The sequence below is a fragment of the Streptomyces sp. NPDC048255 genome (assembly GCF_040652415.1).
GTDB lineage: Bacteria > Actinomycetota > Actinomycetes > Streptomycetales > Streptomycetaceae > Streptomyces.
On sequence record NZ_JBEZMA010000033.1, the window covers coordinates 25,167 to 49,369 of the forward strand.

Here is a 24,203-nt window from a genome sequence, read left to right on the forward strand (position 1 = left end):
GACGGCCCGTGGTCACGGGGATCCGGGAAGGATCAGTCCTCCGGGAGTTCCACCGGGGCGATCTCGTCGTAGACGTCGCCCGGGCCCGGGTTGGTGGCGTCGGTGGAGCCGCCGAGGTGGTGCATGACGCCCCAGACGGCGTTCAGGGCGGTCTGCACGGCGCCCTCGGCCCAGCCGGCCGTCCAGGAGATGTCGTCGCCCGCGAGGAAGATGCCGCGCTTGTCCTCGGGGAGGCGGTCCTGCATGAAGTGCGTGAACAGACGGCGCTGGTAGCGGTAGTGGCCGGGGAGGTTGGCCTTGAACGCGCCCATGAAGTAGGGCTCGTTCTCCCAGGACACGGTCACCGGGTTGCCGATGACGTGGCGGCGGATGTCGACCTTCGGGTAGATCTCGCCGAGGGACTTCAGCATGACCTCCATCCGCTCGTTCGCGGACAGCGGCAGCCACTTCAGGCTGTCGTCGCACCAGGTGTACGAGAGGCAGATGACGGCGGGCTTGTCCGGGCCGTTGTCCAGCAGGTAGGTGCCGCGGGTCATCCGGTCGGTCAGCGTCATCGACATGACGTCGCGGCCGGTCTCCTCGTCCTTGTCCAGCCAGAAGGGCCGGTCGACGGGGACGAAGAGCTTCGAGCTCTCCATGTAGTGGGTGCGCTCGATCGCCGTCCAGTGGTCGATCGGGAAGAGCGTGTCATCGCACTCGATCTTGGACAGCAGCATCCAGGACTGGGCGGTGAAGATCGCGGCGCGGTACGTGCGGATGTCGCCGGACGCGTCCGTGACCGTGATGCGGTTGCCCGCCGTACGGTGCAGACGGGTCACCGCCGGGCGCGGGGTACCGCCGTGGAGCGAGGACAGCGAGGTGCCCTGCGCCCAGTGCAGGATCTTCTCGGGCTCGCGCTCCCACAGGCGCAGCGGCAGCTGCTGCGAGCCGCCGACGATGCCGCGGTGGTGGTCGTCGGCCTCGGTGTAGACGACGCGCAGGATCTCCAGGATGGAGTTCGGGAAGTCGGTGTCCCAGCCACCGGTGCCGAAGCCGACCTGGCCGAAGATCTCGCGCTTGCGGAAGGACTGGAAGGCCTCGGACTTGCAGAGGAACCCGTAGAAGGTCTCGTCGTCGAGCTTCTCGACGAGCTTCGCCCAGATCTCGCGGATGCGCGGGACGTCCCGCTCGCGCATCGCGGTGTTCATGTCGGAGAAGTCGGCGCCCTCGTCAAGGCAGGCGTTCCACGCGGCGGACACGTCGCGGTAGACCTGCGGGAGGTCCGCGATGGTCTCGGCGTAGTGGGTCTCGCCCTTGAGGTCGACGACCGTCGAGGGGGTGGCCTCGGCGAGCGGGTTGGGGAAGGGCTCCGTGACCAGGCCGACGAGGTCGATGTAGTGCTGGAGCGCCGTGGAGGACGGCGGGAAGCGCATGGCGCCCATCTCCGCGGTCAGCTCCTCGGTGCCGGCGCCCTCGAAGCCGACGGTGCGCAGCCGGCCGCCGATCTGGTCGGCCTCGTAGACGACGGGCTTGAGGCCCATCTTCATCAGCTCGTACGCGGAGATGATGCCGGACAGTCCGCCGCCGATGACGGCGACCTCCGTGCCGTGCTCGGTCGCCGGTATCTGGCCCAGGCCCGCCGGGTGGGCGAGGAAGTCGTCGTACGCGTACGGGAAGTCCGGGCCGAACATGGTGATCGGCGGCTGTCCGTCGCTGTGCGGGACGGCGGTGGTGGGCACCGTGGACGTCATGGGGGTACGTCTCCTTGCGGCAGAGCAGGCGGGGCGGGGGAAGAGGGGTCTCAGACGAGGGAGGCGTAGAGCCCGGGGCGGCGGTCGCGCAGGTAGGGATTGGTCTCGCGGGACGCTGCCAGCAGCTCGGGATCGGCCTCGCCGAACACCAGCTCCTCGCCGCGGCCGGCCCGGGTGCGGGTGGTCCCGTCGGGGCTCGCCAGGCAGCTGAGTCCGACGAACTCGAACTCGCCTTCCGGGCCGGTGCGGTTGACGTACGCGATGTACATCTGGTTCTCGAAGGCCCGTACGGGGACGAGCTGTTCGGCGACGAACTGGAACGGGTGCATCTGCGCGGTCGGCACCAGGAGGAGGTCGGTGCCGGCGAGCGCGTGCGCCCGGACGTTCTCGGGGAACTCCACGTCGTAGCAGATCATGATGCCGACCCGGAGGCCGTTCAGGTCCGCCTGGACGACGGGGGTGTCGCCGGGGGTGAAGGCCTCCTGCTCGAAGCTGCCGAAGAGGTGGGTCTTGCGGTAGTTCGCGAGCGGGGTCCCCTCGGGGCCGATGAGCTGCGCCGCGTTGTAGACGGCGGAGCCGGCGCGCTCGGGGTAGCCGTACAGGACGGCGACCCCGTGGCGGCGGGCGATCTCGCCGATGGCCCGGGCGGACATGCCGTCGGCCGGTTCGGCGAGGGCGGCGATGTCCTGGACGTCCAGCGCGTAGCCGGTGAGGAACATCTCCGAGGTCACGAGGAGCCCGGCCCCGCCCTGTGCGGCGCGCGCCGCGGCCTCGTCGAGCGCCTTGAGGTTCTCGGCGGTGTCGCCGAGCCTTCCGGAGCTCTGGAGGAGTGCGGTGCGCAGCGGGGGCATGGACGTACCTCTGTGGCAGGAGGGGTGGGGGTGTCCCAAAACGGTACGTTCGCGCGTTCGACCCGGACAAGCCGTGAGCGTTGCGCTCCGCGCATCGATTCGTTGCGTGTTGCGCGGCGTGCGCGGCGATTCGTTGCGCGCACCCCGCGGAGTCCCGTTTCCTGCCGTTCCGGGGCGTCCCGGACGGTGGTCGAGGGGGCCGGTCGGGAGGCCGGTCAGGAGACCGCGCGGAAGGCCGGGTGCGCGGCGAGGAGGCGCAGGTCCTCCAGTATGCCGGGGGTGTGGTTGGACACGACGCGGCCGCTCCAGGTGTCGCACAGGGCGGGGACGGTCAGCGCGCCGTCGAAGTGGTGCCCGGCGGCCTCGTAGGCCCGGCGCAGCGCGGTGTACTCGGGGGCGGCGGTGTCGGGGCCGAGGACGGTGGTGGTGACGGTGCCCTCGAGGCCGAGCAGGGCGCGGGTGGTGAGCGTGCGGAGGGAGCGCGGACAGTCGGCTGAGAGGTAGAGGTGGTAGCGGTACGGGACCGGGGAGAAGCCGGTGCCGATGCGGCCGCGCAGGGCGGGGGCGGGGCCGATGCGGGGCAGGACGGTCTGGGACATGACTCTCCAGGGGACGGGCGGGCGGGAGGGTGGCGGGTACGGGGCCGCGTACGGGCCTTCGGCCTGCGTACGGGACGGCGTACGGGCCTGCGTGCGGGGAAACCGGCCGCGCGGGGCGGATCGGCGTACGGGGATCAGCCGCGCGGGGCGAATGCGCTGCACACGCGCAGGAGGTCGATGTGCAGGCGCCGGGTCAGCCACCAGCGGCGCGGGGTGCGTGCTCCCGTACCCGCCGTCGAGGCCGTCTCCACCGGTGCCGTCCCCCGTCCGCCCGCTCCGCGGTGGTTACCCTGCCCGCGGCGGGCGCTGTCCGTCGTGTCCGTCCCCCGCAGTCTCGTGGCGGCGCCCGGGGCCGTCAAGAAGGCGGTGACGGCAGGTTTTCGCCGCACCTACGGAAGGAGCTCCGAGCCCATGTCCCCCGAGACCGGCAGTACTTCGGCCGGCACCGCGCCAGGCGTCGAGGTGCTCGACAATCCGGCGTGGGCCGCGCTGACCGGCCCGCACCGCGGCTTCGCACAGGTGGGGCCCGCGGGCCTCGCCGCCCGCTACCCCGGTGACACGGCCCCGCTCGCCGCACTCGCCGACCCGGCGGATCCGCTTGCCTGGGCGGAGCTGGCCACGCTGGCCGAGCCCGGTGAGCTCCTGCTGGTGACGGGGCTGGTGACGCCGCCCGCGGGGTGGGAGACCGTGGTGTCCGTACCGGGGGTGCAGCTGGACGGCCGGGCCGTACGGGCCGAGGCCGCGGCCGAGGCGGTGCGGCTGGGGCCCGAGGACGTACCGGAGATGCTGGAGCTGGTCGAGCTGACCCGGCCGGGCCCGTTCCGGGTGCGGACCGTCGAGCTGGGCACGTACCTCGGGATCCGGCACGAGGGGCGGCTCGTCGCGATGGCCGGCGAGCGGATGCGGCCGGCCGGCTGGTCGGAGATCAGCGCGGTGTGCACCCACCCGGAGCACCGGGGCCGGGGCCTGGGCGGCCTGCTGACCCGGGCGGTCGCGGCGGAGGCCCGGGAGCGCGGGGACAGCCCCTTCCTGCACGCGGCCGCGGAGAACACCGGTGCGGTCCGGCTCTACGAGTCGATGGGGTTCACGGTGCGGCGCCGGACGTTCTTCCTCGGGGTGCGCCCGCCGGCCGGATAGGCCTCGGCGGGTCCCGGGCGGCGGGGGGCGAGGGGCGGGGTTTCAAAGGGCGGGCAAGGGGCGGGGTTTCAAGGGGCGGACGGCGGTCAGACGCGGAACGACGGCACACAGGACGACCCACGGGAGGGAACCGCCATGTCCGACGTCTCACATCTGCCCGGCGCCACGCACCACTCCTGGCAGTGGCAATCCCGGGCGGCCTGCCGGGATCTGGGGACCAGCCGGTTCTTCCACCCCGCCGGTGAGCGGGGCGAGGACCGCGAGGAACGGGACGCAGCCGCCAAGCGGGTGTGTGCGGGGTGCCCGGTACGGGCGGCGTGCCTGGAGCACGCGCTGCGCAGCCGCGAGCCCTTCGGGGTCTGGGGCGGCCTGACGGAGGAAGAACGCCGCGCCCTCCCCCGCCCGTCCGAGCCCGCGATGACGGGTGCACCCCACCGCTGAGCCCACCCCGCCCGCCGCAATCGGCCGCCAGACCGGGCCAGCAGACGCCCCCCAGCCGAAGCCCGTCACCGGGCCCGGAGACGCCATCAGGCCAGGGCCGAAGGGCCGGGGGCGTGGGCCAGGGCCGGGGCCGAAGGCCAAAGCCGGAGCCGGGCCCCCAGGCCGAAGCCCGGGCCGGAGGCCAGAGCCGGGGCCAGGGCCCCAGGCCGGAGTCAGGGCCGGAGTGCCAGGGCGTAGGCCGGAGCCGAAGGCCAGAGCCGGGGCCGGAGGCCAGAGCCGGGGCCGGAGGCCAGAGCCGGGGCCGGAGGCCAGAGCCGGGGCCGGAGGCCAGAGCCGGGGCCGGAGGCCAGAGCCGGAGGGCCGAGGCCGGAGCCAGAGCCGAGCCGGGGGTCGGGTCAGGGACCCGAGGTCTGAGCGGGGCCGAAGGCCGGAGGTCAGGACTGGGGCCGGGGCCGGGGGCGTAGGCCGGGGCCGAGGCCGTAGGGCGGGGACGTAGGCCGGAGGCGGGGGCCAGACGCCAGGGCCGAAAGCCGTCACACCGAGGCTGGAGGCGCCGTCAGGCCAGGGCCCGGCCGTCGCGCCGAGCCGGAGGCCAACCACCGGGGCCGGGGCCGAAGGCCGGAAGCCAGGGCCGGGCCGGGGCCAAGGGCTGGGGCCCAGCACCCGAAGCTGCCACACCAGGCCGGAGGCCAACCACCGAGGCCCGGGGCCCGAAGCCGTTGCACCGGGCCGGAGGCCATCAGACCGGGGCCGAGGCCATCGCACCGGGCCGGAGGCCAACCACCGGGGCCGGAGCCGGGGCCGAAGGCCGGAAGCCAGGGCCGGGCCGGGGCCAAGGGCTGGGGCCCAGCACCCGAAGCTGCCACACCAGGCCGGAGGCCAACCACCGGGGCCCGGGGCCCGAAGCTGCCACACCAGGCCGGAGGCCAACCACCGGGGCCCGGGGCCCGAAACCGTCACCACCAGGCCGGAGCACAACCGCCAGGGCCCGGGGGCCGAAAGCGTCGCCCCGGACTGGAGGCCAACCGCCAGCCCGGGGCCCGAGGCCGTTACACCGGGCCGGAGGCCGACGGGCCCAGCACCCGAAGCCGGCGCGCCAGGCCGGAGGCCGTCAGGCCGGGGCGCCTGAGGTGAAGCGGCGCAGGAGCGGCGAGAGGACGAGCACCGACTTGGTGCGCTCCACGAACGGCTCGCCCGCGATCCGCTCCAGCACGCGCTCGAAGTGGCGCATGTCGGAGGCGAAGATCTGTACGAGGGCGTCCGCGTCGCCGGTGACGGTCGACGCGGACACCACCTCGGGGTACCGCCCCAGCCCCCGCCGGATGTCGTCCGGCGAGGTGTTGTGGCGGCAGTAGATCTCGATGAAGCCCTCGGTCTCCCAGCCCATCGCGGCCGGGTCCACCCGGACGGTGAAGCCGGTGATGGCGCCCTCGGCCCGCAGCCGGTCCACGCGCCGCTTGACGGCGGGGGCGGAGAGCCCGACCTCGGAGCCGATGTCCGCGTAGGAGCGCCGGGCGTCCTCGGCGAGGGCGTGCACGATGCGTTCGTCGAGATCGTTCAGTCGCACTGCGGGTGGATCACTTCTCTGCTGTGGCCAGTCGGGAGCGGCGGATGCCGTACTGGAAGTAGAACACGAGGCCGACGATCATCCAGCCACCGAAGACGATCCACGTGGCGGTGTCCAGGCTGAACATCATGTAGCCGCAGGCGATCAGGCCGAGGATCGGCGTGACCGGGAAGAGCGCGACCTTGAAGGTGCGCGACATGTCCGGGCGGGTCCGGCGCAGGATGACCACGGCGACGTTGACGAGGCCGAAGGCGAAGAGGGTGCCGATGCTGGTGGCGTCGGCGAGCTTGCCGAGCGGGATGAAGGCCGCGAGCGTTCCGCAGAAGAGGGAGACGATCACCACGTTGGCGCGGGGGGCGCCGGTCTTCGCGTCGACCCGGGCGAAGACCTTGGGGACGAGCCCGTCGCGGGACATGGCGAAGAGGATGCGGGTCTGGCCGTAGAGGACGGCGAAGACGACGGAGGCGATGGCGACGACGGCGCCCGCGGCGAGGACGACGCCCCAGAAGGTGTGGCCGGAGACGTCGGTCATGATCTGGGCGAGCGCGGCCTCGGTGCCCTCGAAGTCCTGCCACGGCATGGCGCCGACGGCGACGAAGGCGACGAGGACGTAGAGCACGGTGACGATCAGCAGCGAGAGCATGATCGCGCGGGGCAGGTCGCGCTTGGGGTTCTTGGCCTCTTCACCGGCGGTGGAGGCGGCGTCGAAGCCGATGTACGAGAAGAAGAGGGTGGCGGCGCCGGCGCTGATGCCCGCGATGCCCAGCGGGGCGAGGGGGGTGTAGTTGCCGCCCTTGATGCCCAGGAAGCCGATGCCGATGAAGAGCAGCAGGGTGACGATCTTCACCGCGACCATGATCGAGTTGATCCGGGCGCTCTCCTTGGCGCCGCGCATCAGGAAGACCATGGCGAGCAGGACGACGACGAGCGCGGGCAGGTTGATGTAGCCGCCGTCGCCCATCGGGGAGGAGAGCTGTTCGGGGATCGTGATCCCTATCGTGCCGTCGAGGAGTTCGTTGAGGTACTCACCCCAGCCGACGGCGACCGCCGCGACGGACACGCCGTACTCCAGGACCAGGCACCAGCCGCAGATCCAGGCGACGAGCTCGCCCATGGTGGCGTAGGAGTACGAGTACGAGGACCCGGAGACGGGCACCGAACCGGCCAGCTCCGCGTAGGACAGGGCGGAGAAGAGGGCGGTCAGGCCCGCGATCACGAAGGAGATCGTCACGGCGGGGCCGGCCTTGGGGGCGGCGGTGCCGAGGACGACGAAGATGCCGGTGCCCAGGGTCGCGCCGATGCTGATCATCGTCAGCTGCCACATGGTGAGCGAGCGGCGCAGCGTGCCGCCCTCGCCCTGGCCGCCCTCGGCGACCAGCTGCTCGACCGGCTTGCGGCGCAGCAGCGGGCTGACGGGCCTAGGGGGCTCGGTGGTGACGGGTGGCGCCTGGCCGTGGTCGAGCACGAGGGGACTCCTTCTTCGCTGCGGATGGGGATTGTCAGGCGTCGACCGCAGCGGTCCGGAGCAGCAGCAGGCGGGCAGGAGCCTGCCTGGGCATGGGGGGACCGCCGAGCAGGCGATCCGCGCCACTCCACGTACAGCGAGTGAGCCTACGAGCTGAGTGATACCGCCCGTAATGCACCATCCTTGCACATTGGCGCACGATCGTTGCGCGGATCTGTCCGGGATGGTCCTTTGTTGCGCGCGGATGATCGATCAGTGCGCAGCGGCCCTTCGACCCCCTTCTTGACACCTCGTCAGATGTGCCGCAGCGTGCGCCGTGGACGTGGCACGGGCCCCGCGGGGTACGGGGGGCGTACCCGACGATCGGAGGCGGAGAGTGAGCGAACCGAGCCCTGACGAGCGGTGGCTGGACCCCGGGCCGTTCCTGCGCGGGATCGCCTGGCTGGACAAGGGCCGTCCGGTCCGGGCCGACCCGGCGGACACCATGCGGCTGCCGTGGGACACCGGTGAGCGGGCCACGCTGCCCATCGGGGTGCGGCTGGAGTTCACCACCGAGACCGCGCGGGCGGTGGAGATCCGCTACCGCGGGACCGTCCCCGGACCCACCGACGCGCTGCGCGACCTGGCCCACGGCTTCGCGCTGTGGGACCGGCACGGGGTGGTCGCCGAGGTGTTCACCGAACCGGCCGCGGAGGCCGTCGTACGGATCGACCTGCACGGCGGCCACGGGCCCTTCACCGTCCACCCGCCGGAGACCCAGTCCCCGCTGATCCTGGCCCTGCGCGGGATAGGCGGCCCCGTCACCCCGGCGCCGGCCGCGCCGCGCTGGGTGGTGCACGGGGATTCCATCACCGAGGGCTGGTGGTCCACCCGCCCCGCGCACGGCTGGCCCGCGGTCGCCGGCCGCGCCCTGGGCTGGGACACCGTGAACCTCGGCTACGCGGGCGCCGCACGCGGCGAACTCGCCACCGCCGAACAGCTCGCGGGCCTGCCCGCCGACGTGCTCACGCTCGCCTTCGGCACCAACTGCTGGTCCCGGGTGCCGTTTTCCGCGCCCCTGCTGTACGAGACCACGCGCGCCTTCCTCGAACTCGTCCGGCAGGGTCACCCGCGGACCCCGCTGCTTCTGGTCTCGCCCGTCCTGCGGCCCGACGCCGAACGCACCCCGAACCGGCTCGGCGCCACCCTGGGCGCCCTGCGCGACGCGATGGAGCGCGCCGCCCGGGACCGGATCACCGCCGGGGACGACCGCCTCGCCGTGCTCCCGGGCCGGGACCTGCTCGGTGCCGAGCACCTGGAGGACGGTCTGCACCCCAACGACGCCGGACACCAGGTGCTCGGCCTCGCTGTGGCCACGGCCCTGCGGCGGACCGGGTTCGGCACGGGGTGAGTGAAACAGCCCACACCGGTCTCCCCGGATTTCCTTGAACAGATCCCGCCCACCGGGGCGTGTCCTGAGCACAGTTGCCGCCGCCGAGGCGACGGCGCGGGAGACACCACACGTGGGAGAGATCAACATGGGTATGAAGCGCGGAACCACCCTTGCCGCGGTCGCGATGGCCGTCGTCCTCGCGGCGACCGCCTGCGGGCCCTCGGAGGAGAAGGCGGCCGACACGGCCCAGCCGGCCGGGGCCGCTTCCTCCCAGGGCTCCCAGGCTCCCGCGGCGGACGCCGGAGCGGGCGCCAAGCCCGCCGGGCAGCTGGCGGTCGCGGCCAACGAGCAGCTCGGCCCGGTCCTGAACGACAGCGCCGGGCTCACGCTCTACCGCTTCGACAACGACACCGCCAAGCCCTCGAAGTCGAACTGCGACGGGGACTGCGCGAAGACCTGGCCGGTGGTCGCGGCGGGCGACGCCACCGCCGCCGCGGGCATGGACCCGGCCCTGCTGGGCGAGGTCGTGCGCAGCGACGGCAGCAAGCAGCTGACGGTGGCCGGCTGGCCCGCGTACCGCTTCAACAAGGACACCAAGGCGGGCGACGTCAACGGCCAGGGCGTCGGCGGGGTCTGGTTCGCCTTCGCCCCCGACGGCAAGAAGGCGGCGAAGGCCGCTCCGGCGCCGGCCGGCGGCGGCGCCGAGGCGGGCGCGGCCCTGTCCGTGGCGAAGGACCCCAAGCTGGGCGACCACATCGTCGACGGCAAGGGCATGACCGTCTACCGGTTCAAGCCGGACACCGCGTGGCCGATGGTCTCCAAGTGCGTGGGTGACTGCCTGACCAAGTGGCCGGTCGTCCCGCCGGTGGACAAGGCCAACGCCAAGGGCATCACCGAGCGGAACTACCTGGTGCTGGACCGGCCCGACGGCAAGAAGCAGCAGACGGTGGACTGCTGGCCGGTCTACACCTTCGCGGGCGACAAGAAGCCCGGCGACATCAACGGGCAGGGCGTCGGCGGCACCTGGTACGCGGTCGCCCCCGACGGCAAGCTCATCACCGTCCAGTAGCCGGCGCCTTCACCCCTCCCTCCCCCCACACACCGGACCGCGCGGCCCCCGACCACCCCCGCGGGGGCCGCGCACCCGTTCCGGGTCGTGCGCCGTCCGGACCGGTTCGCCGGTCACCACCTACACTCGGCCGCATGCTGCGTGTGCTGGCCGTCGACGACGAGAAGCCGCTCCTGGAGGAGCTCCTCTACCTGTTGCGCTCCGACCCCCGGGTGCACAGCGCGGAGGGCGCCTCGGACGCCACCGAGGCCCTGCGCCGGATCACCCGGGCGCTGGAGACGGGCCCGGAGGGCGCCGACGGCATCGACGTGGTCTTCCTCGACATCCACATGGCCGGGCTGACCGGCCTGGACATCGCGCGGCTGCTCGCCGGCTTCGCCCGGCCGCCGCTGATCGTGTTCGTCACCGCCCACGAGGGCTTCGCGGTCCAGGCCTTCGACCTCAAGGCCGTGGACTACGTCCTCAAGCCCGTACGCCCGGAGCGGCTGGCCGAGGCCGTACGGCGGGCCTGCGCCCAGCTGGACCGCTCCCCGCAGGGTCCGCCGCCCGCCTCCCCGGAGGCCGCAGCGCCCGCCGCCCCGGCCGTGCCCGCGGTGCGCCGCCCGGCTCCCGAGGCCGGGGCCGCCGACCGCACCCAGGACCAGATCGCCGTCGAACTGGGCGGGGTCACCCGGTTCGTGGCGATCGCCGACATCGCCTACGTCGAGGCCCAGGGGGACTACGCCCGGCTGCACACCGACGAGGGCAGCCACCTGGTCCGGATCCCGCTGTCCACCCTGGAGGAGCGCTGGGCGGCCCGCGGGTTCGTCCGCATCCACCGCCGCCACCTGGTGGCGCTGGGCCGGATCGACGAACTCCGGCTGGACGCGGGGACCACCACCGTCCGGGTCGGGTCCGCGGAACTCCAGGTGAGCCGCAGGCACGCGCGGGAACTGCGGGACCTGCTGATGCGCCAGGCCACGGGCTGACACCGGCCGCGCCACCCGCGGGGCGGCGGGCGCCCGCCCGACCGTCCGCCGTGCCCGTCGGCCGTTCGTCGCGCCGGGAGGGGCGTACGGCGATCCGCCGGGGCCGCCGGACGCACGGGCGGCCCGAACGGTCCGTCACCTGCGACGCCCGCGCGTATCGTGGATCTTCCGGCGTGGGAGGAGCGTGATGTCCGAGATCCAGGCGCTGCTCGACGCCCTGACCGGACTGCCCCGCACCCGGCCGGCCGGTCCGGCGGAGACCGAGGTCCTGCTGGCGGGCCTGCGCAGTGCGGCCGCCCGCTGGGCCGATGTGCTCTACGAGGCGGGCGAGGGCGTCCGCTGCCAGGTGCCGCCCCGCGCGGAGGCGGCGCTGATCCTGGCCTTCCGGCGCGCGGAGGAGTCGTACGTGGAGCTGGAGATCGCCCTGCGCGACTGCGCGGAGCACCGCGACCCGGCGCTCTGACCCGGTTCCGTCCCGAGCCGACGCGGTATCGGCCCGACCCGGTATCGGGTCCAGCTGACCCGGGACCGACCTGAGCCGGCCCGGCATCGACCCGGTCCGACCCGTTGTCGGCCCCGCCCGGCCGGCCCCGCCGCCCGGCGCGGCACCGCCGGGCCGAGCAGGCCAGATCGCGTCTGTTGCCCGGTCGCGGGCGTGCATAGAATCCGGTCACCCCGCCCCTGCCGAAGGACCGACCGGTGAACCAGACGTACGCGCTGACCGCGGTCACCGTCGTCGTCCTGGCCACGGTCCTGGTCGGCGCGCTGGGGCTGCGGATATCCCGGACCACCTCCGATTTCTACGTCGCCTCGCGCACGGTCGGGCCCCGGCTGAACGCGGCGGCCATCAGCGGGGAGTACCTCTCGGCCGCCTCCTTCCTCGGCGTCGCGGGGCTGGTGCTGCTCCAGGGGCCCGAGATGCTCTGGTACCCGGTGGGCTACACCGCCGGGTACCTGGTGCTCCTGGTGCTCGTGGCGGCCCCGCTGCGGCGCTCGGGCGCGTACACGCTGCCCGACTTCGCCGAGGGCCGGCTGGAGTCGCAGGCGGTGCGCCGGATCGCGGTGCTCTTCGTGGTGGGGGTCGGCTGGCTCTACCTGCTGCCGCAGCTCCAGGGCGCGGGCCTGACCCTGGAGATCCTGACGGGGGCCCCGCACTGGGCGGGCGGGGTGGTCGTCGCCTCCGTGGTCAGCGCAGCCGTGGCCGCCGGCGGGATGCGCAGCATCACCTTCGTGCAGGCGTTCCAGTACTGGCTGAAGCTCGCCGCCCTGCTGGTCCCGGCCTTCTTCCTGATCGCCGCGTGGGCCGGGGACGGCGCCCCGCGCGCCACCTTCGACGCCCCCGCCGTCTTCCGCGAGCACACCGCCGTCACGGTCGCCGAGGACGTCCGGCTGTCGGTGGAGGCGCCGCTCGCACTGACGGTGACCGGGCAGGTGGACGGGCGCACGTACCAGGCCGCCCCGCTGACCCTGGCCGCCGGGCAGCATGCCGTAGGGGCCCGCACGCGCCTGGAGTTCGCCCCGGACACCGTCGTCCCGCAGTCCCGGGCGGAGTCGGGGCCCGGGGTGTCCAGCTGGTCCTCGCCGCTGGCCGGGGACCACCGGGAGCAACGGCTGTACGCGACGTACGGACTGATCCTCGCGACCTTCCTCGGCACCATGGGCCTGCCGCACGTCGCGGTGCGCTTCTACACCAGCCCCAACGGGCGGGCCGCGCGGCGCACCACGCTGGTCGTGCTCGGGCTGGTCGGCGTCTTCTACCTGCTGCCTCCGGTGTACGGGGCGCTGGCCCGGATCTACGCCCCCGAGCTGGCCCTGACCGGCGACGCGGACGCCGCGGTGCTGGTGCTGCCGGAGCGCGTGCTCGGCGGGCTGCCCGGCGACCTGCTGGGGGCGCTGCTGGCCGGGGGCGCCTTCGCGGCGTTCCTGTCGACGGCTTCGGGGCTGACCATGGCGGTGGCCGGGGTGCTGCACCAGGACGTGCTGCCCTCGCGCGGGGTGCGCAGCTTCCGCCTCGCGGTGCTGGTGGCGGTCCTCGTGCCGCTCGCCGGGAGCGTGGCGGCCAGCGAGGTGCCGGTGGCGGACGCAGTGGGCCTGGCCTTCGCCGTGTCGGCCTCGTCGTTCTGCCCGCTGCTGGTGCTGGGCATCTGGTGGCGCGGGCTGACCCCGCCCGGTGCGGTGGCCGGTCTGGTCACCGGCGGCGGGGCCGCGCTGAGCGCCGTACTGGCGACCCGGACCGGGCTGGCTCCGGCGGGCTGGGGGCACACGCTGCTGGCCTGGCCCGCCGCCTGGTCGGTGCCGCTCGGGTTCCTGACGATGGTCCTGGTGTCCCTGGCCACCCGCTCTCGGATACCCGGCGGGACGGCGGCCACGCTGGCCCGTCTGCACCTGCCGGAGGACGTGGCCGTGGACCGGGCCGCGGGTGCCCGGTGAGCGCGGCCCTGCTCGCCGTGCTCGCGGTGGCCGGTGCGGCGCTGCTGCTGGGCGTCGGCTGGACGGCGGGCCGGTGGCAGGCCCGGCGCGGTGAACGGGCGGCCGGGCTGGACCTGGGGACCCCGGTGGAGCGGGCCACCTTCCACACCCTGCACACGGCTTCGCTGGCCGCTCCCCCGCTGCGCGCCGGGCTGACCGAGGACGCCGCCCGCAAGGCGGCGAAGCGGCTGCGGTCGCTGCTGGGCACGGAGGCGCTGTGCCTGACGGACCGGGAGTCGGTGCTGGCCTGGGACGGGCCGGGCGCCGACCACCACGAGCGGCGGGCGATGGCGCGGGTGGCGGTGATGCTGGAGTCGGGGCGCAGCCAGAGCGTGCGGACCGAGTGCCAGCGGCCCGACTGTCCGCTGAAGTGGGCGGTGGTGGCGCCGCTCACGGGCGAGGACGGGGTGCTGGGGGCGCTGGTGGCCTACGGCTCGCGGGAGTCGGCCGTGCTGGTGCGGGCGGCGACCGAGGTCGCGCGCTGGGTGTCCGTACAGCTGGAGCTGTCCGAGCTGGACCGGTCGCGGACCCGGCTGATGGAGGCGGAGATCAAGGCGCTGCGGGCGCAGATCTCCCCGCACTTCATCTTCAACTCCCTCGCGGCGATCGCCTCGTTCGTCCGGACCGATCCGGAGCGGGCCCGGGATCTGCTGCTGGAGTTCGCGGACTTCACCCGGTACTCCTTCCGCCGGCACGGCGACTTCACCACCCTCGCGGACGAGTTGCGTTCCATCGAGCAGTACCTGGCGCTGGCCGGGGCCCGGTTCGGGGACCGGCTGAAGGTGACCTTGCAGGTGGCGCCGGAGGTGCTGCCGGTGGCGCTGCCGTTCCTGTGCCTCCAGCCGCTGGTGGAGAACGCGGTCAAGCACGGGCTGGAGGACTCCACGCAGGTGTGCCGGATCAGCATCTCGGCGCAGGACGCCGGCTCGGAGGCGGTGATCACGGTCGAGGACAACGGGATCGGCATGGATCCGGCCCTGCTGCGGCGGATCCTGGCCGGGGAGCGCGGCGCCTCGTCCTCCGGCATCGGGCTGCCGAACGTCGACGAGCGGATCCGGCAGGTGTACGGGGACGCGTACGGGCCGGTGATCGAAACGGGTGTCGGCGCCGGCATGAAGATCACCATACGGATTCCCAAATTCCGTGCCGGTGTGCACAGTTCACCGCCGGAGCCCCCTCTCCCCCGGTCCTGACCACGTGTCATCCTACGATCGGCGCGATGTGACCGGAGGGGCCGGGCGACGTGTGGGTCGGGCGAGAACAGCATCGTGACGAGGTACGGGAGTGGGTGCGCGCGGGCGCCGAGGGCGGCAGTGCCCAGGGCGGTCTGCTGAGGGTGGAGGGCGAGGCCGGCGCGGGCCGGACCTCCTTCGTGCGGGAGGCCATGGCCGGGGCCGCCGCCCGGGGCTGCCGGGTGCGGTACGCGGCGGCGGACGCGCCCGGGGTGGCACTGCCGCTGCGCGCCGCACTGGACTGCCTGCATCCCGACGGCCCCGGCCGGGCGGCCGTGGTCTCCCTGCTGCGGGAGGCGGAGACGGCCGCGCGGCCGGGCGGGGCGCTGCTGGCGGCCATGGACCTGCTGGCGGCCGGGGCCGAGCGGTGGTGCGGCGAGCGGCCGCTGCTGCTGGTGCTGGACGACGCGCACTGGGCGGACCCGGCCAGTCTGCTGCTGTGGCGGCGGCTGGCCCGGTCCGCGCAGCGGTTGCCGCTGCTCCTGGCGGCGACCCGCAGGCCGCTGCCGCGGCGGCCCGAGGTGGAGCTGCTGTGGGCGGAGCCGGGCGGGCTGACGGTGGGGCTGGAGCCGCTGTCCGCCGGGGAGGCGGCCGAGCTGCTCCGGGACGCGCTGGGGGCCCCGGCGGGACCCCGGCTGCGGGAGGCCGCGGCGCTGGCGGGGGGCAATCCGCGGCTGCTGGGCGAGCTCCTGGAGCAGTGGGCGGGGCTGATCCGGGTCGACGAGGGCCGGGCCGAACTGACCGTTCCGGTGGCCGGGTTGCCGCCGGTGCCCGCTTCGCTGGCCCGGGGGCTGGGCTATCTGCACCGGCGGGCCAGGGCGACCCTGCGGCACGCGGCGCTCCTGGGCCCGGAGTTCACGGCGCGCGAGCTGGCCCTCGTACGGGCGCGGCCCGCGCGGGAGCTGATGGCGGTGCTGGAGGAGCCGGTCCTGGCCGGGCTGCTGGAGGACACCGGGGACCTGCTGCGCTTCCGCCACCCCGCCCTGTGCCGGGCCCTGTACGCCGAGACCCCCGGGGCCCTGCGCACGGCCCTGCACCACGACGCGGCCCGGGCCTTCGCCGAGGCGGGGCTGGATCCGGCCCGGACCGCCGAACAGCTGTTGCGCGGCGGCCGGCTGAACGCCTGGGCGGTGCGCTGGCTGGCGGACTCGGCCCCGGGGCTCGTCGCCGGGGCCCCGGGGACCGCGGCCGAGCTGCTGGAGCGCGCCCTGGAGCAGGGCGGCCTCCGCCGGGAGACGCTGGAGGCGCTGGAGGAGCAGCTGGCGGACGCCGCGCTGATGCTGCGCCGCCCGGAGTCGGTGGACCTCCTGGCGGGGCTGCGGGCCCGGACCACCGATCCCGACCGGCGGGCCGCGGTGGACTTCAAGCTGGTGTCCGCGCTGATGATCCAGGGGGACATGGCCCGTTCCCTGGCGGCCACCGAGCGGGCCCTGGCCGAGGAGTTCCCCTCCGCCCCGTGGCGGCTGCGCCTGGAGGCCTGCCGGGTGCTGGCCCTGGCCGATCTGCACCGGCCCGCAGAGGCGTACGCGCTGGCCGGGCCGCTGGTGGGGCGGGCGGAGCGGCTGGGCGATCCGCTGTGCGGGGCCGAGGTCCACCACGCCGTGTCCTTCGCGCTGTTCCACCTGAACCGCGGACGGGAGTCGCTGCGCCATGTCGCCGAGGGGATCGCGTACGCGCGGCGCAGTCCGGCCGCCAACGACATGCGGCTGCTGCTGCTGGCGAATCAGGCGGAGGGGCATCTGCGGTTCGACGAGCCGCAGATCGTTGCGGCGGCGCTGCGGGAGGCGCGGGAGCTGGCGGTGGCGACCCGCTCCACGGGACGGCTGGTGGTGACCGAGGCGCGGCTCGCCGAGTTCCACTACCGGCTCGGTGACTGGGACGCTGCCCTGGAGGCGGTCGCCCGGGCGGGTGCGCTGCCGGTCTCCGACGGCTGGCTGCCGGTGGTGGTACGGGGTCTGCGCGCCCGGGTGCTGGGCCACCGCGACGAGCGGGAGGCGGCTGCGGCCGAGCTCGCGGCGCTGCCGGCCGATGCCTTCGCCACACCCGCGGCCCGCCGCTACGCCTCCCACGTGCTGCTGGCCCGGGCGCTGCTGGCGGAGCGCGAGGGCCGCCCGGCGGACGCGCTGGCCGCGCTGGAGCCCGCGCTGGCGGACGCGTCCGGCGAGGCGGTGGCCTACGAACGCCCGTGGGTGCTGTCGGAGATGGTCCGGCTCGCGCTGGAGAGCGGGGAGACCGCCACGGCCCGGGCGGCGGTGGCCGCGTGCGGGCGCACGGTGTCGGCGCTGCCGGGGTATCCGGGGCCGGAGCTGGCGCTGCTGCGCTGCCGGGGCCTGTTCGCGCAGGATCCCGAGCTGCTGGCGCGGGCGCTGCTGCGGGGAGAGAGCGGCGGGTGGCCGCTGGTGCTGGGCCATCTCCTGGAGGACCTGGCGGTGGCCCGCGCCTGGCGCGGGGACCTCACCGGCTCGCGGGCGGCGCTGACCCGCGCGGTGACGGCGTACGAGGGGCTGGGCGCCCGCTGGGACACCGCCCGGGCCGATGCCCGGCTGCGGAGCCTGGGGGTGCGCCGGGGCAGCCGGTCGGCGCGGCGCAGGGCGGCGAGCGGCTGGGAGGCGCTGACCCCGGCCGAGCTGAAGGTGGCCCTGCTGGTGGCGCAGGGCCGCTCGAACCCGGAGATCGCCTCGGCCCTGTTCCTCTCGCCGCGGACGGTGCAGACGCACGTGTCGCACATCCTGGCCAAGCTCCAGGTCCGCTCCCGTGCGGCGGTGGCGGCTCAGGCGGCGGCGCGGCCCCCGGGAGCGTCGGGCCCGTAGCCGGGCATGGCGGCGCGCAGGGCCCGCAGGGCGTAGTAGGTACGGGACTTCACCGTTCCGGCGGGTACGCCGAGCGCTTCGGCGGCCTCGCAGACGGAGGCTCCGCGGAAGTAGATCTGCACGAGCACGGCGCGGTGCTCGGGGCTGAGTAATCGCAGGGCCTCGCGGACGTCGAGGGCGGCGACGGCCTGCTCGGTGCGGTCGTCGGCGGCCGGGGCGTGCTTCAGGGCGTCCGGCCCGACCTCCGAGGGCCGGACCTGGCGGGCGCGGCGGGCGTCTATGGCGAGCCGCCGGGCGACGGTGTAGAGCCAGGGCCGCATGGAGGCGTGGCCGCTCTCCAGGGCCTCGGGGTGCTTCCAGGCGCGGAGGAGGGTCTCCTGGAGGAGGTCCTCGGCCCGGTGCCGGTCGCCGAAGGTCAGGCCGAGGAGGAAGCCGTACAGGGCCTTGCCGTGCTCGCTGTGGAGCCGGGCGAGGGCGTGCGCCTCGGTGTGCCGGGTGAGGGTACTGGTCACGGGGTGCCCCTTCCAGGTCGGATGACCTGAGGGTGACGGACCGGCTCCGCGGTGTTATCCGCCGCTTGGCGTAGGCCGTCCCGCCGGGCGCCGACCGGTCGAACGGAGCGGCCGAACGGGCGCGTCGGACGGTCCACCGGACACGGCGGCCGCGGGGGCCGATTGGCTACCGTGGAGGGGTGCCCTGCGACGACCGACGGGAAGTGATCCTGTGACCGAGCGCAAACCCCCGGGCGTGAGTTTCGAGTCCTGGACGGACCGGCAGATCCGCGAGGCCGAGGAGCGCGGCGCCTTCGCCGACCTGCCCGGTTTCGGCAAGCCGCTGGCCGATCTGGACGAGCCGTACGACGAACTGTGGTGGATCCGCAAGAAGATGGCCCGCGAGGGCATGACCTCGATGCTTCCGCCGGCCCTGGCCCTGCGCAAGGAGGCCGAGGACGCGCTGGCCGCGGTGGCCGGGGCGCCGTCCGAGCGGGCCGTACGGGACCTGCTGGAGCCGGTCAACGAGAAGATCGCCGCGGCGCTGCTCAGGCCGCCGCCGGGCCCGCCGCTGGGCCGGAAGCTGATCGACGTGGACGAGGCCCTCCGGGAGTGGCGCGAGGCCCGCGGGAAGGCGTGAGCGCGGCCGGGGCCGGGCGGATCCGGCCCGCGGGAAGGCGTGAGCGCGGCCGGGGGCTCGTCCGGGGACCCCGGGTACGCCCGTGGCCCCGGCCGTCCACGCGGGACGGCCGGGGCCACGGGAAGAGCGGCGGGGACTAGCTCCAGCTGGCGTGCAGCGGCTTGCCCTCGGCGTAGCCGGCGGCGGACTGGATGCCGACCACGGCCTTCTCCTCGAACTCCGCGAGGGAGCCGGCACCGGCGTAGGTGCAGGAGGAGCGGACGCCCGCGATGATCGAGTCGATCAGGTCCTCGACGCCCGGACGGGTCGGGTCGAGGAACATGCGCGAGGTGGAGATGCCCTCCTCGAACAGCCCCTTGCGGGCACGGTCGTAGGCCGACTCCTCGCTCGTGCGGTTCTGCACGGCGCGGGCGGAGGCCATGCCGAAGGACTCCTTGTACAGGCGGCCGTCGGCCGACTGCTGGAGGTCGCCCGGGGACTCGTACGTACCGGCGAACCAGGAGCCGATCATGACGTTGGAGGCGCCGGCGGCCAGCGCCATCGCCACGTCGCGCGGGTGGCGGACGCCGCCGTCGGCCCAGACGTGCTTGCCGTACTTCTTCGCCTCGGCCGCGCACTCCAGCACCGCGGAGAACTGCGGGCGGCCCACGCCGGTCATCATGCGGGTGGTGCACATGGCGCCGGGGCCCACACCGACCTTGATGATGTCGGCGCCGGCGTCGATGAGGTCCTTGACGCCCTCGGCGGCGACGATGTTGCCCGCCACGATCGGGACCTGCGGGTCCAGCGCGCGGACGGCCTTGATCGCGTTGATCATCGATTCCTGGTGGCCGTGCGCGGTGTCGATGACGAGCGTGTCCACGCCCGCGTCGAGCAGCTGCTTGGCCTTGGCCACGAAGTCGCCGTTGATGCCGACGGCGGCGGCGATGCGCAGCTTGCCGTTGGCATCGGTGGCCGGGGTGTACAAGGTGGCGCGCAGGGCGGCCTTGCGGGTGAGGATGCCGACGAGCTTGCCGTCCTTGTCGACGGCCGGGGCCAGCTTGCGGTGGCCGGCGTCGAGCTTGTTGAAGGCCTCGCGGGGGTCGATGTCGGCGTCGATGAGCAGCAGCTCCTTCGACATGACCTCGGAGAGCTGGGTGAAGCGGTCCACACCGGTCAGGTCGTGGTCGGTGACGACGCCGACCGGGCGGCCCTCGGCGTCGACGACGACACCGGCGCCGTGGGCGCGCTTGGGCAGCAGGGACAGGGCGTCGGCGACGGTCTGGGTGGGCGCCAGCGTGATCGGGGTGTCGAGCACGAGGTGGCGGGTCTTCACCCAGGAGATGACGTCGGTGACGATCTCGATCGGGATGTCCTGCGGGATCACGACGATTCCGCCGCGGCGGGCCACGGTCTCGGCCATGCGGCGGCCGGCGATGGCGGTCATGTTCGCGACCACGAGGGGAATGGTGGTGCCGGTGCCGTCGGGCGAGGAGAGGTCCACGCCCTGGCGGGAACCGACCGCGGAGCGGCTCGGCACCATGAACACATCGTCGTACGTCAGGTCGTACGGCGGCTTCAGGTCATTGAGGAAACGCACGTGCTGAACATCCCAGTCAATCGGAGGTGCCTCGACAGGGGACAGCCGAGGAAACGCACGTACTTCATTCTCCCACGTCCTGGTGTTCACCACGCCCGGGCCGATCGTCCAGGACATACCGGGCCGCGTGGTTCTTTCCTACGGGACCTTGGTCCCGGCGGGCCGCCGGTGGATCGGTTCGCGGCCGCCGGTCAGCGGGACCACCGAGCCGCCGTGCCGCACGGCGGTGAACTCGGCGGCGATGGCCAGGGCGGTCTCCTCGGGGGTGCCGCCGCCCAGGTCCAGGCCGATCGGTGAGCGCAGCCGGGCCAGCGCGGCCTGCGGCACCCCTTCCTCGCGCAGCCGCAGGGCCCGCTCGGCGTGGGTGCGCCGCGAGCCCATGGCCCCCACGTACCCCAGCGGCAGCCGCAGGGCGAGCGCCAGCAGCGGTACGTCGAACTTGGCGTCGTGGGTGAGGACGCAGACGGCGGTACGGGTGTCCAGCAGGCCGGCCTGCGCCTGCGCGGCCAGGTGCCGGTGCGGCCAGTCCACGATCACCTCGTCGGCGTCGGGGAAGCGCTCCGGGGTCGCGAAGACGGGACGGGCGTCGCAGACGGTGACCCGGTAGCCGAGGAAGGCGCCGATCCGCGCGAGGGCGGCGGCGAAGTCGATGGCCCCGTAGACGAGCAGCCGGGGCCGTTCGGCCGCGGACTCGACGAGCAGGGTCAGGGGCTGTCCGCACAGGCCGCCGGCCGTGCCGAGTTCGGCGGTGCCGGTGCGGCCGGCCAGCAGCAGGGCCCGTACTCGTCCGGCGGCGGCCCGGTCCAGGGCCGCGCCGCCGTCCAGCCCGCCCTCGTAGGATCCGTCGGCGTGGACGGCGAGCGCCCGCCCGAGCTGGCGCGGCGGGCCGCAGACCACCCGGGCCAGTGCGGCCCGGGCCCCGCCCGCGGCGGCGTCGAGCACCGAGCCGAGGACGGGCCGCACCGGGTCGCGCCCGCGGACCGGGGTGACCAGCACGTCGAGGACTCCGCCGCAGGTCAGCCCCACGGCGAAGGCGTCGTCGTCGCTGTAGCCGAAGCGGTGCAGGCCGCCCTCGCCGGAGGCGATCGCGTCGAGGCACAGTTCGTGCACGGCGGACTCCACGCAGCCCCCGGAGACGGAGCCGAGCGCGGTGCCCCGGTCGTCCACGGCGAGGGAGGCTCCCGGGCCGCGCGGCGCGCTGCCGCTGACCGCCACCACGGTGGCCAGCGCGAATTCCCGCCGCGCGGCGCACCACGCGCGTAGCTCGTCGGCTATGTCGAGCATCAGCGGATGTACTCGCGGCGCGCGGTCTGTCCGGGGATGAGCGGGCGGGGCGGCAGGACCGCCGGGGCGGGCCGGGTGGCGGGATGCCGGGCCGCGGCAGCCGCCCGGACGGCGGCCGACCGGGTGGCTCCGGGATAGCTCTCGGGTTCGCGGCCGCGCGAGCCGAGCAGTTTCGCCGCGTGGGCCACGCTCGCCAGGGTGGCGTGGTGGTGCCAGCCCCGGAAGGAGCGGCCCTCGAAGTCCCGGATGCCCGCCGGTTCGCAGGTCTCCGTGAAGTCGAGGGAGACCCGGTCGGTGAGTTTGGCGAGCAGGAAGAGCTGGGCGAGCGGCCGGTCCCCGATGTTGGTGACCCAGAACTCGGTGGGCATCAGGGCGGCTTCGGTCCAGGCTCCGACCAGCAGCAGGGGGGTGGGCGGGGCGGGCACGGGCCGGTCCTCGCTGGGGGTGGCGAGGATCGAGGCGGAGGTCAGCAGGGTCACCGCTCCTTCTCCGCGGCCGTGCCGGGTCCACTCGACGACGCGGCGCTGGGAGCGCAGGGAGTCGATGAGTTCCCGGGCGGGTGCCGTGTGCGGCCCGGGTTTGTGCCGCCCCGCGCCGCCGAAGGAGACGGGCAGCGAGCCGTCCACCTTGAAGACGAAGGGGATGTCCTGGAGTGCGAAGGACTCGATGCTCTGCGGGAGATCGCTGTTGGCGACCTCCATCACCACGGGGCGGCGCTGGAGTTGCCAGGTCGCGGCCATCCGCTGTACGGCGTTCACGGCGTCCTGGGCGGGGGTGAGCGAGCGGGCCGTGTCGGGGATTCCGGCCCGCCGCCTGCGCAGGAGTTCGCTGGTCCAGGGGCCCGGGAGGGTGAGGGTCCACTCGACCGGGAAGCTGGCCTCGCTGGATGCGAGCCAGATCCCGCTGGCCTGCTGGCAGTTGGCGGTGCGGCCGAGCTGCGGGACGAACTGCCGGCCGACGCCGACCGAGCGGTCGCCGGCCTTCTCTATCACCATGGGCTGCAGCACCCAGGCCAGCGGGCGCTGGGCGGTGCGTTCGAGGTGCTGGGCGAGGGAGCGGCGCACCGGGGTCCAGTCCCAGGGGGACTTGCTGATGAACTGCTGGAGGCTCTGCTCTACGGAACTGGCCCCTGTTCCGGCAATGTTACGGATGGTTTTCTTGCCGGTGGTCTGCACGAGGCCGTTCAGATAAACGCGGGCCCAGTTTCGCTGGTCCCGCCGGGGTAAGGACTCGAAGAGCAGAGAGATCAGTACATCGATCAATTCGGAGATTTCCCTTTCGGAATCCTCCGGCAGGACTACGCGAGCCATCTCGGCCTCCCCCGCGACCAGCTAGATCCATTACCCTACTTGACCGCGGAGAACGGCCGTAGGCCCCGGCGGCTACTTCCTGAGGTCGCTGGCAGTTTCGAGCCGCTCTTCCTCTACCACGAGGGGGATGGGGATCTGGTTCGCCGCATAGTAGATCGCGATCAGGAAGTGTGCGACAAGGGTCAGCGGTGCGGAGATGAACGCCAGCAGGACCGTGAGCGGGTACGCGATCGCGCCGAGACCGAAACGCATCCGGGTGGCCCGGGCGCCGTCCTTGTCCACGTGCTCGTGGAAGAGGTGGCCGACCCGGGTGACGTACCACCAGAAGGCCATGAAGGCGAGGGCGTAGGCCACCGTGACGGCACTGTAGAGGACGGCGGCCGCGTTCGCCGACTTCCCGTCCTCGACGAGGTGTTCGGCGAGAACGGTGGTCGTGTACGGAATCACCGATACCACCATGAGCACCAGGAGATTCAGGAACAACAGCGGTCGGTCCACCCGCTTGAGGTGACTGAAGATGGTGTGGTGGTTCACCCACATGACGCCGATGATGAGGAAACTCACCACATAGGCGGCGTAATGCGGCCACTGTTCCCAGACCCCGTGCCAGAACTCCGATCCCGTTTGTTCCGGAACCTTCAATTCCAGAACAAGGATCGTGATGATGATGGCGAATACGCCGTCGCTGAATGCCTCGACCCGCCCGGTTTCGTGTTCCATGACCTCCCCTTTGCCATGTGGTGCATAAATGCAACTTGCCGGCCCTCGTATGCCACACATACGGGGAGGGCGATCTTCTCCCGCCCTCCCCGCACACGCTACCCAGATTTCAGAACTCAGCCGCCGAACCCGGCCGTCTGCCGCCAGATTCGGCCATCGCGGACCACAAGTGTCCCGAACGCGTGCTCCGGTTCGCCGTTCAGGTTCATGATCGCCCGGTAGAAGATGGTGTCTTCGGTCTCGATGTACTCCTGGAGTTCGACCAGGGTGGGCTTCACGGTGAGATAGCCGGTGAACGTCTCGCGAACGGCGTCGATGCCGACCGAGACCCCCTCGAAGCGCAGCAGTACGGCGTCGTCGGTGTAGTTCTTCATCACCGCCTCGATGTCCAGTGCGGCCAGCGCGTCCATCTGGCGGACGAACACCGGGTGCAGCTTGGAGATGTCGTACTTGGCCATGTCGACTCCCA

Annotated in this window: 21 protein-coding genes; 10 read left to right on the forward strand and 11 right to left on the reverse strand. The window is 73.6% G+C overall.

Annotated features, from left to right (window positions below):
* Window positions 1–32: 32 nt before the first annotated feature.
* The 3 genes from AB0D94_RS24070 to AB0D94_RS24080 all read right to left on the reverse strand — a co-directional run bounded on the left by AB0D94_RS24070 (window position 33) and on the right by AB0D94_RS24080 (window position 3,180).
* Window positions 33–1,730, reverse strand: coding sequence for an NAD(P)/FAD-dependent oxidoreductase (locus AB0D94_RS24070; RefSeq protein WP_362055353.1), 1,698 nt, complete (start codon window positions 1,728–1,730; stop codon window positions 33–35).
* Between the two features lie 50 nt (window positions 1,731–1,780).
* Window positions 1,781–2,581 carry a carbon-nitrogen hydrolase family protein gene (locus AB0D94_RS24075; RefSeq protein WP_362055355.1) on the reverse strand — a complete coding sequence of 267 codons (801 nt, stop codon included), beginning with the start codon at window positions 2,579–2,581 and terminating at the stop codon, window positions 1,781–1,783.
* 215 nt (window positions 2,582–2,796) lie between these two features.
* Complete coding sequence (locus AB0D94_RS24080) at window positions 2,797–3,180, reverse strand: hypothetical protein (protein WP_362055357.1); 384 nt, start codon at window positions 3,178–3,180, stop codon at window positions 2,797–2,799.
* Between the two features lie 411 nt (window positions 3,181–3,591).
* On the opposite strand from AB0D94_RS24080, the gene AB0D94_RS24085 reads away from it, so the two are divergent.
* Both AB0D94_RS24085 and AB0D94_RS24090 read left to right on the forward strand, forming a co-directional pair.
* Complete coding sequence (locus AB0D94_RS24085; RefSeq protein ID WP_362055359.1) at window positions 3,592–4,317, forward strand: GNAT family N-acetyltransferase; 726 nt, start codon at window positions 3,592–3,594, stop codon at window positions 4,315–4,317.
* 135 nt (window positions 4,318–4,452) lie between these two features.
* Complete coding sequence (locus tag AB0D94_RS24090) at window positions 4,453–4,758, forward strand: WhiB family transcriptional regulator (RefSeq protein ID WP_362055361.1); 306 nt, start codon at window positions 4,453–4,455, stop codon at window positions 4,756–4,758.
* A 1,111-nt stretch (window positions 4,759–5,869) separates the two neighbouring features.
* Here AB0D94_RS24090 and AB0D94_RS24095 read toward each other — a convergent pair.
* Together AB0D94_RS24095 and AB0D94_RS24100 are read right to left on the reverse strand one after the other, a co-directional pair.
* Window positions 5,870–6,325, reverse strand: a complete 456-nt coding sequence (locus AB0D94_RS24095; RefSeq protein ID WP_073920257.1) for an Lrp/AsnC family transcriptional regulator — start codon at window positions 6,323–6,325, stop codon at window positions 5,870–5,872.
* A gap of 10 nt (window positions 6,326–6,335) precedes the next feature.
* On the reverse strand, window positions 6,336–7,790 hold the full coding sequence (locus AB0D94_RS24100; protein ID WP_362055364.1) for an amino acid transporter: 1,455 nt from the start codon (window positions 7,788–7,790) through the stop codon (window positions 6,336–6,338).
* Window positions 7,791–8,166: 376 nt separating this feature from the next.
* Here AB0D94_RS24100 and AB0D94_RS24105 point away from each other — a divergent pair, with 376 nt between their 5' ends.
* From AB0D94_RS24105 to AB0D94_RS24135, 7 genes are all read left to right on the forward strand, one after another.
* The gene (locus AB0D94_RS24105; RefSeq protein WP_362055366.1) at window positions 8,167–9,180 is read left to right on the forward strand and encodes a GDSL-type esterase/lipase family protein; all 1,014 of its coding nucleotides are present in this window, start codon (window positions 8,167–8,169) and stop codon (window positions 9,178–9,180) included.
* 127 nt (window positions 9,181–9,307) lie between these two features.
* Complete coding sequence (locus tag AB0D94_RS24110; protein WP_362055368.1) at window positions 9,308–10,231, forward strand: SCO0930 family lipoprotein; 924 nt, start codon at window positions 9,308–9,310, stop codon at window positions 10,229–10,231.
* A 134-nt stretch (window positions 10,232–10,365) separates the two neighbouring features.
* A complete protein-coding gene (locus AB0D94_RS24115) occupies window positions 10,366–11,199 on the forward strand; it encodes a LytTR family DNA-binding domain-containing protein (protein WP_362055370.1) in 834 nt (277 codons plus the stop codon).
* A 187-nt stretch (window positions 11,200–11,386) separates the two neighbouring features.
* Entirely contained in the window at window positions 11,387–11,662 is a 276-nt protein-coding gene (locus tag AB0D94_RS24120; RefSeq protein WP_362055372.1) for a hypothetical protein, read from the forward strand.
* A gap of 236 nt (window positions 11,663–11,898) precedes the next feature.
* Window positions 11,899–13,629, forward strand: coding sequence for a cation acetate symporter (locus tag AB0D94_RS24125; RefSeq protein ID WP_362055374.1), 1,731 nt, complete (start codon window positions 11,899–11,901; stop codon window positions 13,627–13,629).
* A complete protein-coding gene (locus tag AB0D94_RS24130; RefSeq protein ID WP_362055376.1) occupies window positions 13,626–14,861 on the forward strand; it encodes a histidine kinase in 1,236 nt (411 codons plus the stop codon). Before AB0D94_RS24125 ends, AB0D94_RS24130 begins: the two co-directional genes overlap by 4 nt.
* Window positions 14,862–14,911: 50 nt before the next feature.
* Window positions 14,912–17,710 carry a LuxR C-terminal-related transcriptional regulator gene (locus tag AB0D94_RS24135; RefSeq protein WP_362055378.1) on the forward strand — a complete coding sequence of 933 codons (2,799 nt, stop codon included), beginning with the start codon at window positions 14,912–14,914 and terminating at the stop codon, window positions 17,708–17,710.
* Here the strand turns inward: AB0D94_RS24135 and AB0D94_RS24140 are convergent.
* On the reverse strand, window positions 17,671–18,222 hold the full coding sequence (locus tag AB0D94_RS24140; RefSeq protein ID WP_362055380.1) for a sigma-70 family RNA polymerase sigma factor: 552 nt from the start codon (window positions 18,220–18,222) through the stop codon (window positions 17,671–17,673). The two genes, AB0D94_RS24135 and AB0D94_RS24140, sit on opposite strands and share 40 nt — an antisense overlap.
* A 211-nt stretch (window positions 18,223–18,433) precedes the next feature.
* Between AB0D94_RS24140 and AB0D94_RS24145 the strand changes: the two genes are divergently transcribed.
* Window positions 18,434–18,841, forward strand: coding sequence for a DUF1992 domain-containing protein (locus AB0D94_RS24145; protein WP_362055382.1), 408 nt, complete (start codon window positions 18,434–18,436; stop codon window positions 18,839–18,841).
* Between the two features lie 136 nt (window positions 18,842–18,977).
* On the opposite strand, the gene AB0D94_RS24150 is transcribed toward AB0D94_RS24145, so the two are convergent.
* The 5 genes from AB0D94_RS24150 to AB0D94_RS24170 all read right to left on the reverse strand — a co-directional run bounded on the left by AB0D94_RS24150 (window position 18,978) and on the right by AB0D94_RS24170 (window position 24,192).
* Window positions 18,978–20,420 (reverse strand): GuaB1 family IMP dehydrogenase-related protein, encoded by a 1,443-nt coding sequence (locus AB0D94_RS24150; protein WP_362055384.1) that lies wholly within the window; start codon window positions 20,418–20,420, stop codon window positions 18,978–18,980.
* A 138-nt stretch (window positions 20,421–20,558) separates the two neighbouring features.
* Window positions 20,559–21,704 (reverse strand): XdhC family protein, encoded by a 1,146-nt coding sequence (locus tag AB0D94_RS24155; RefSeq protein WP_362055386.1) that lies wholly within the window; start codon window positions 21,702–21,704, stop codon window positions 20,559–20,561.
* Window positions 21,704–22,966, reverse strand: coding sequence for a transposase (locus AB0D94_RS24160; protein ID WP_362055388.1), 1,263 nt, complete (start codon window positions 22,964–22,966; stop codon window positions 21,704–21,706). Before AB0D94_RS24160 ends, AB0D94_RS24155 begins: the two co-directional genes overlap by 1 nt.
* 120 nt (window positions 22,967–23,086) lie before the next feature.
* The gene (locus AB0D94_RS24165) at window positions 23,087–23,734 is read right to left on the reverse strand and encodes a TMEM175 family protein (RefSeq protein WP_362055390.1); all 648 of its coding nucleotides are present in this window, start codon (window positions 23,732–23,734) and stop codon (window positions 23,087–23,089) included.
* Window positions 23,735–23,850: 116 nt separating this feature from the next.
* Window positions 23,851–24,192, reverse strand: a complete 342-nt coding sequence (locus AB0D94_RS24170; RefSeq protein WP_266937957.1) for a nuclear transport factor 2 family protein — start codon at window positions 24,190–24,192, stop codon at window positions 23,851–23,853.
* Window positions 24,193–24,203: the final 11 nt, after the last annotated feature.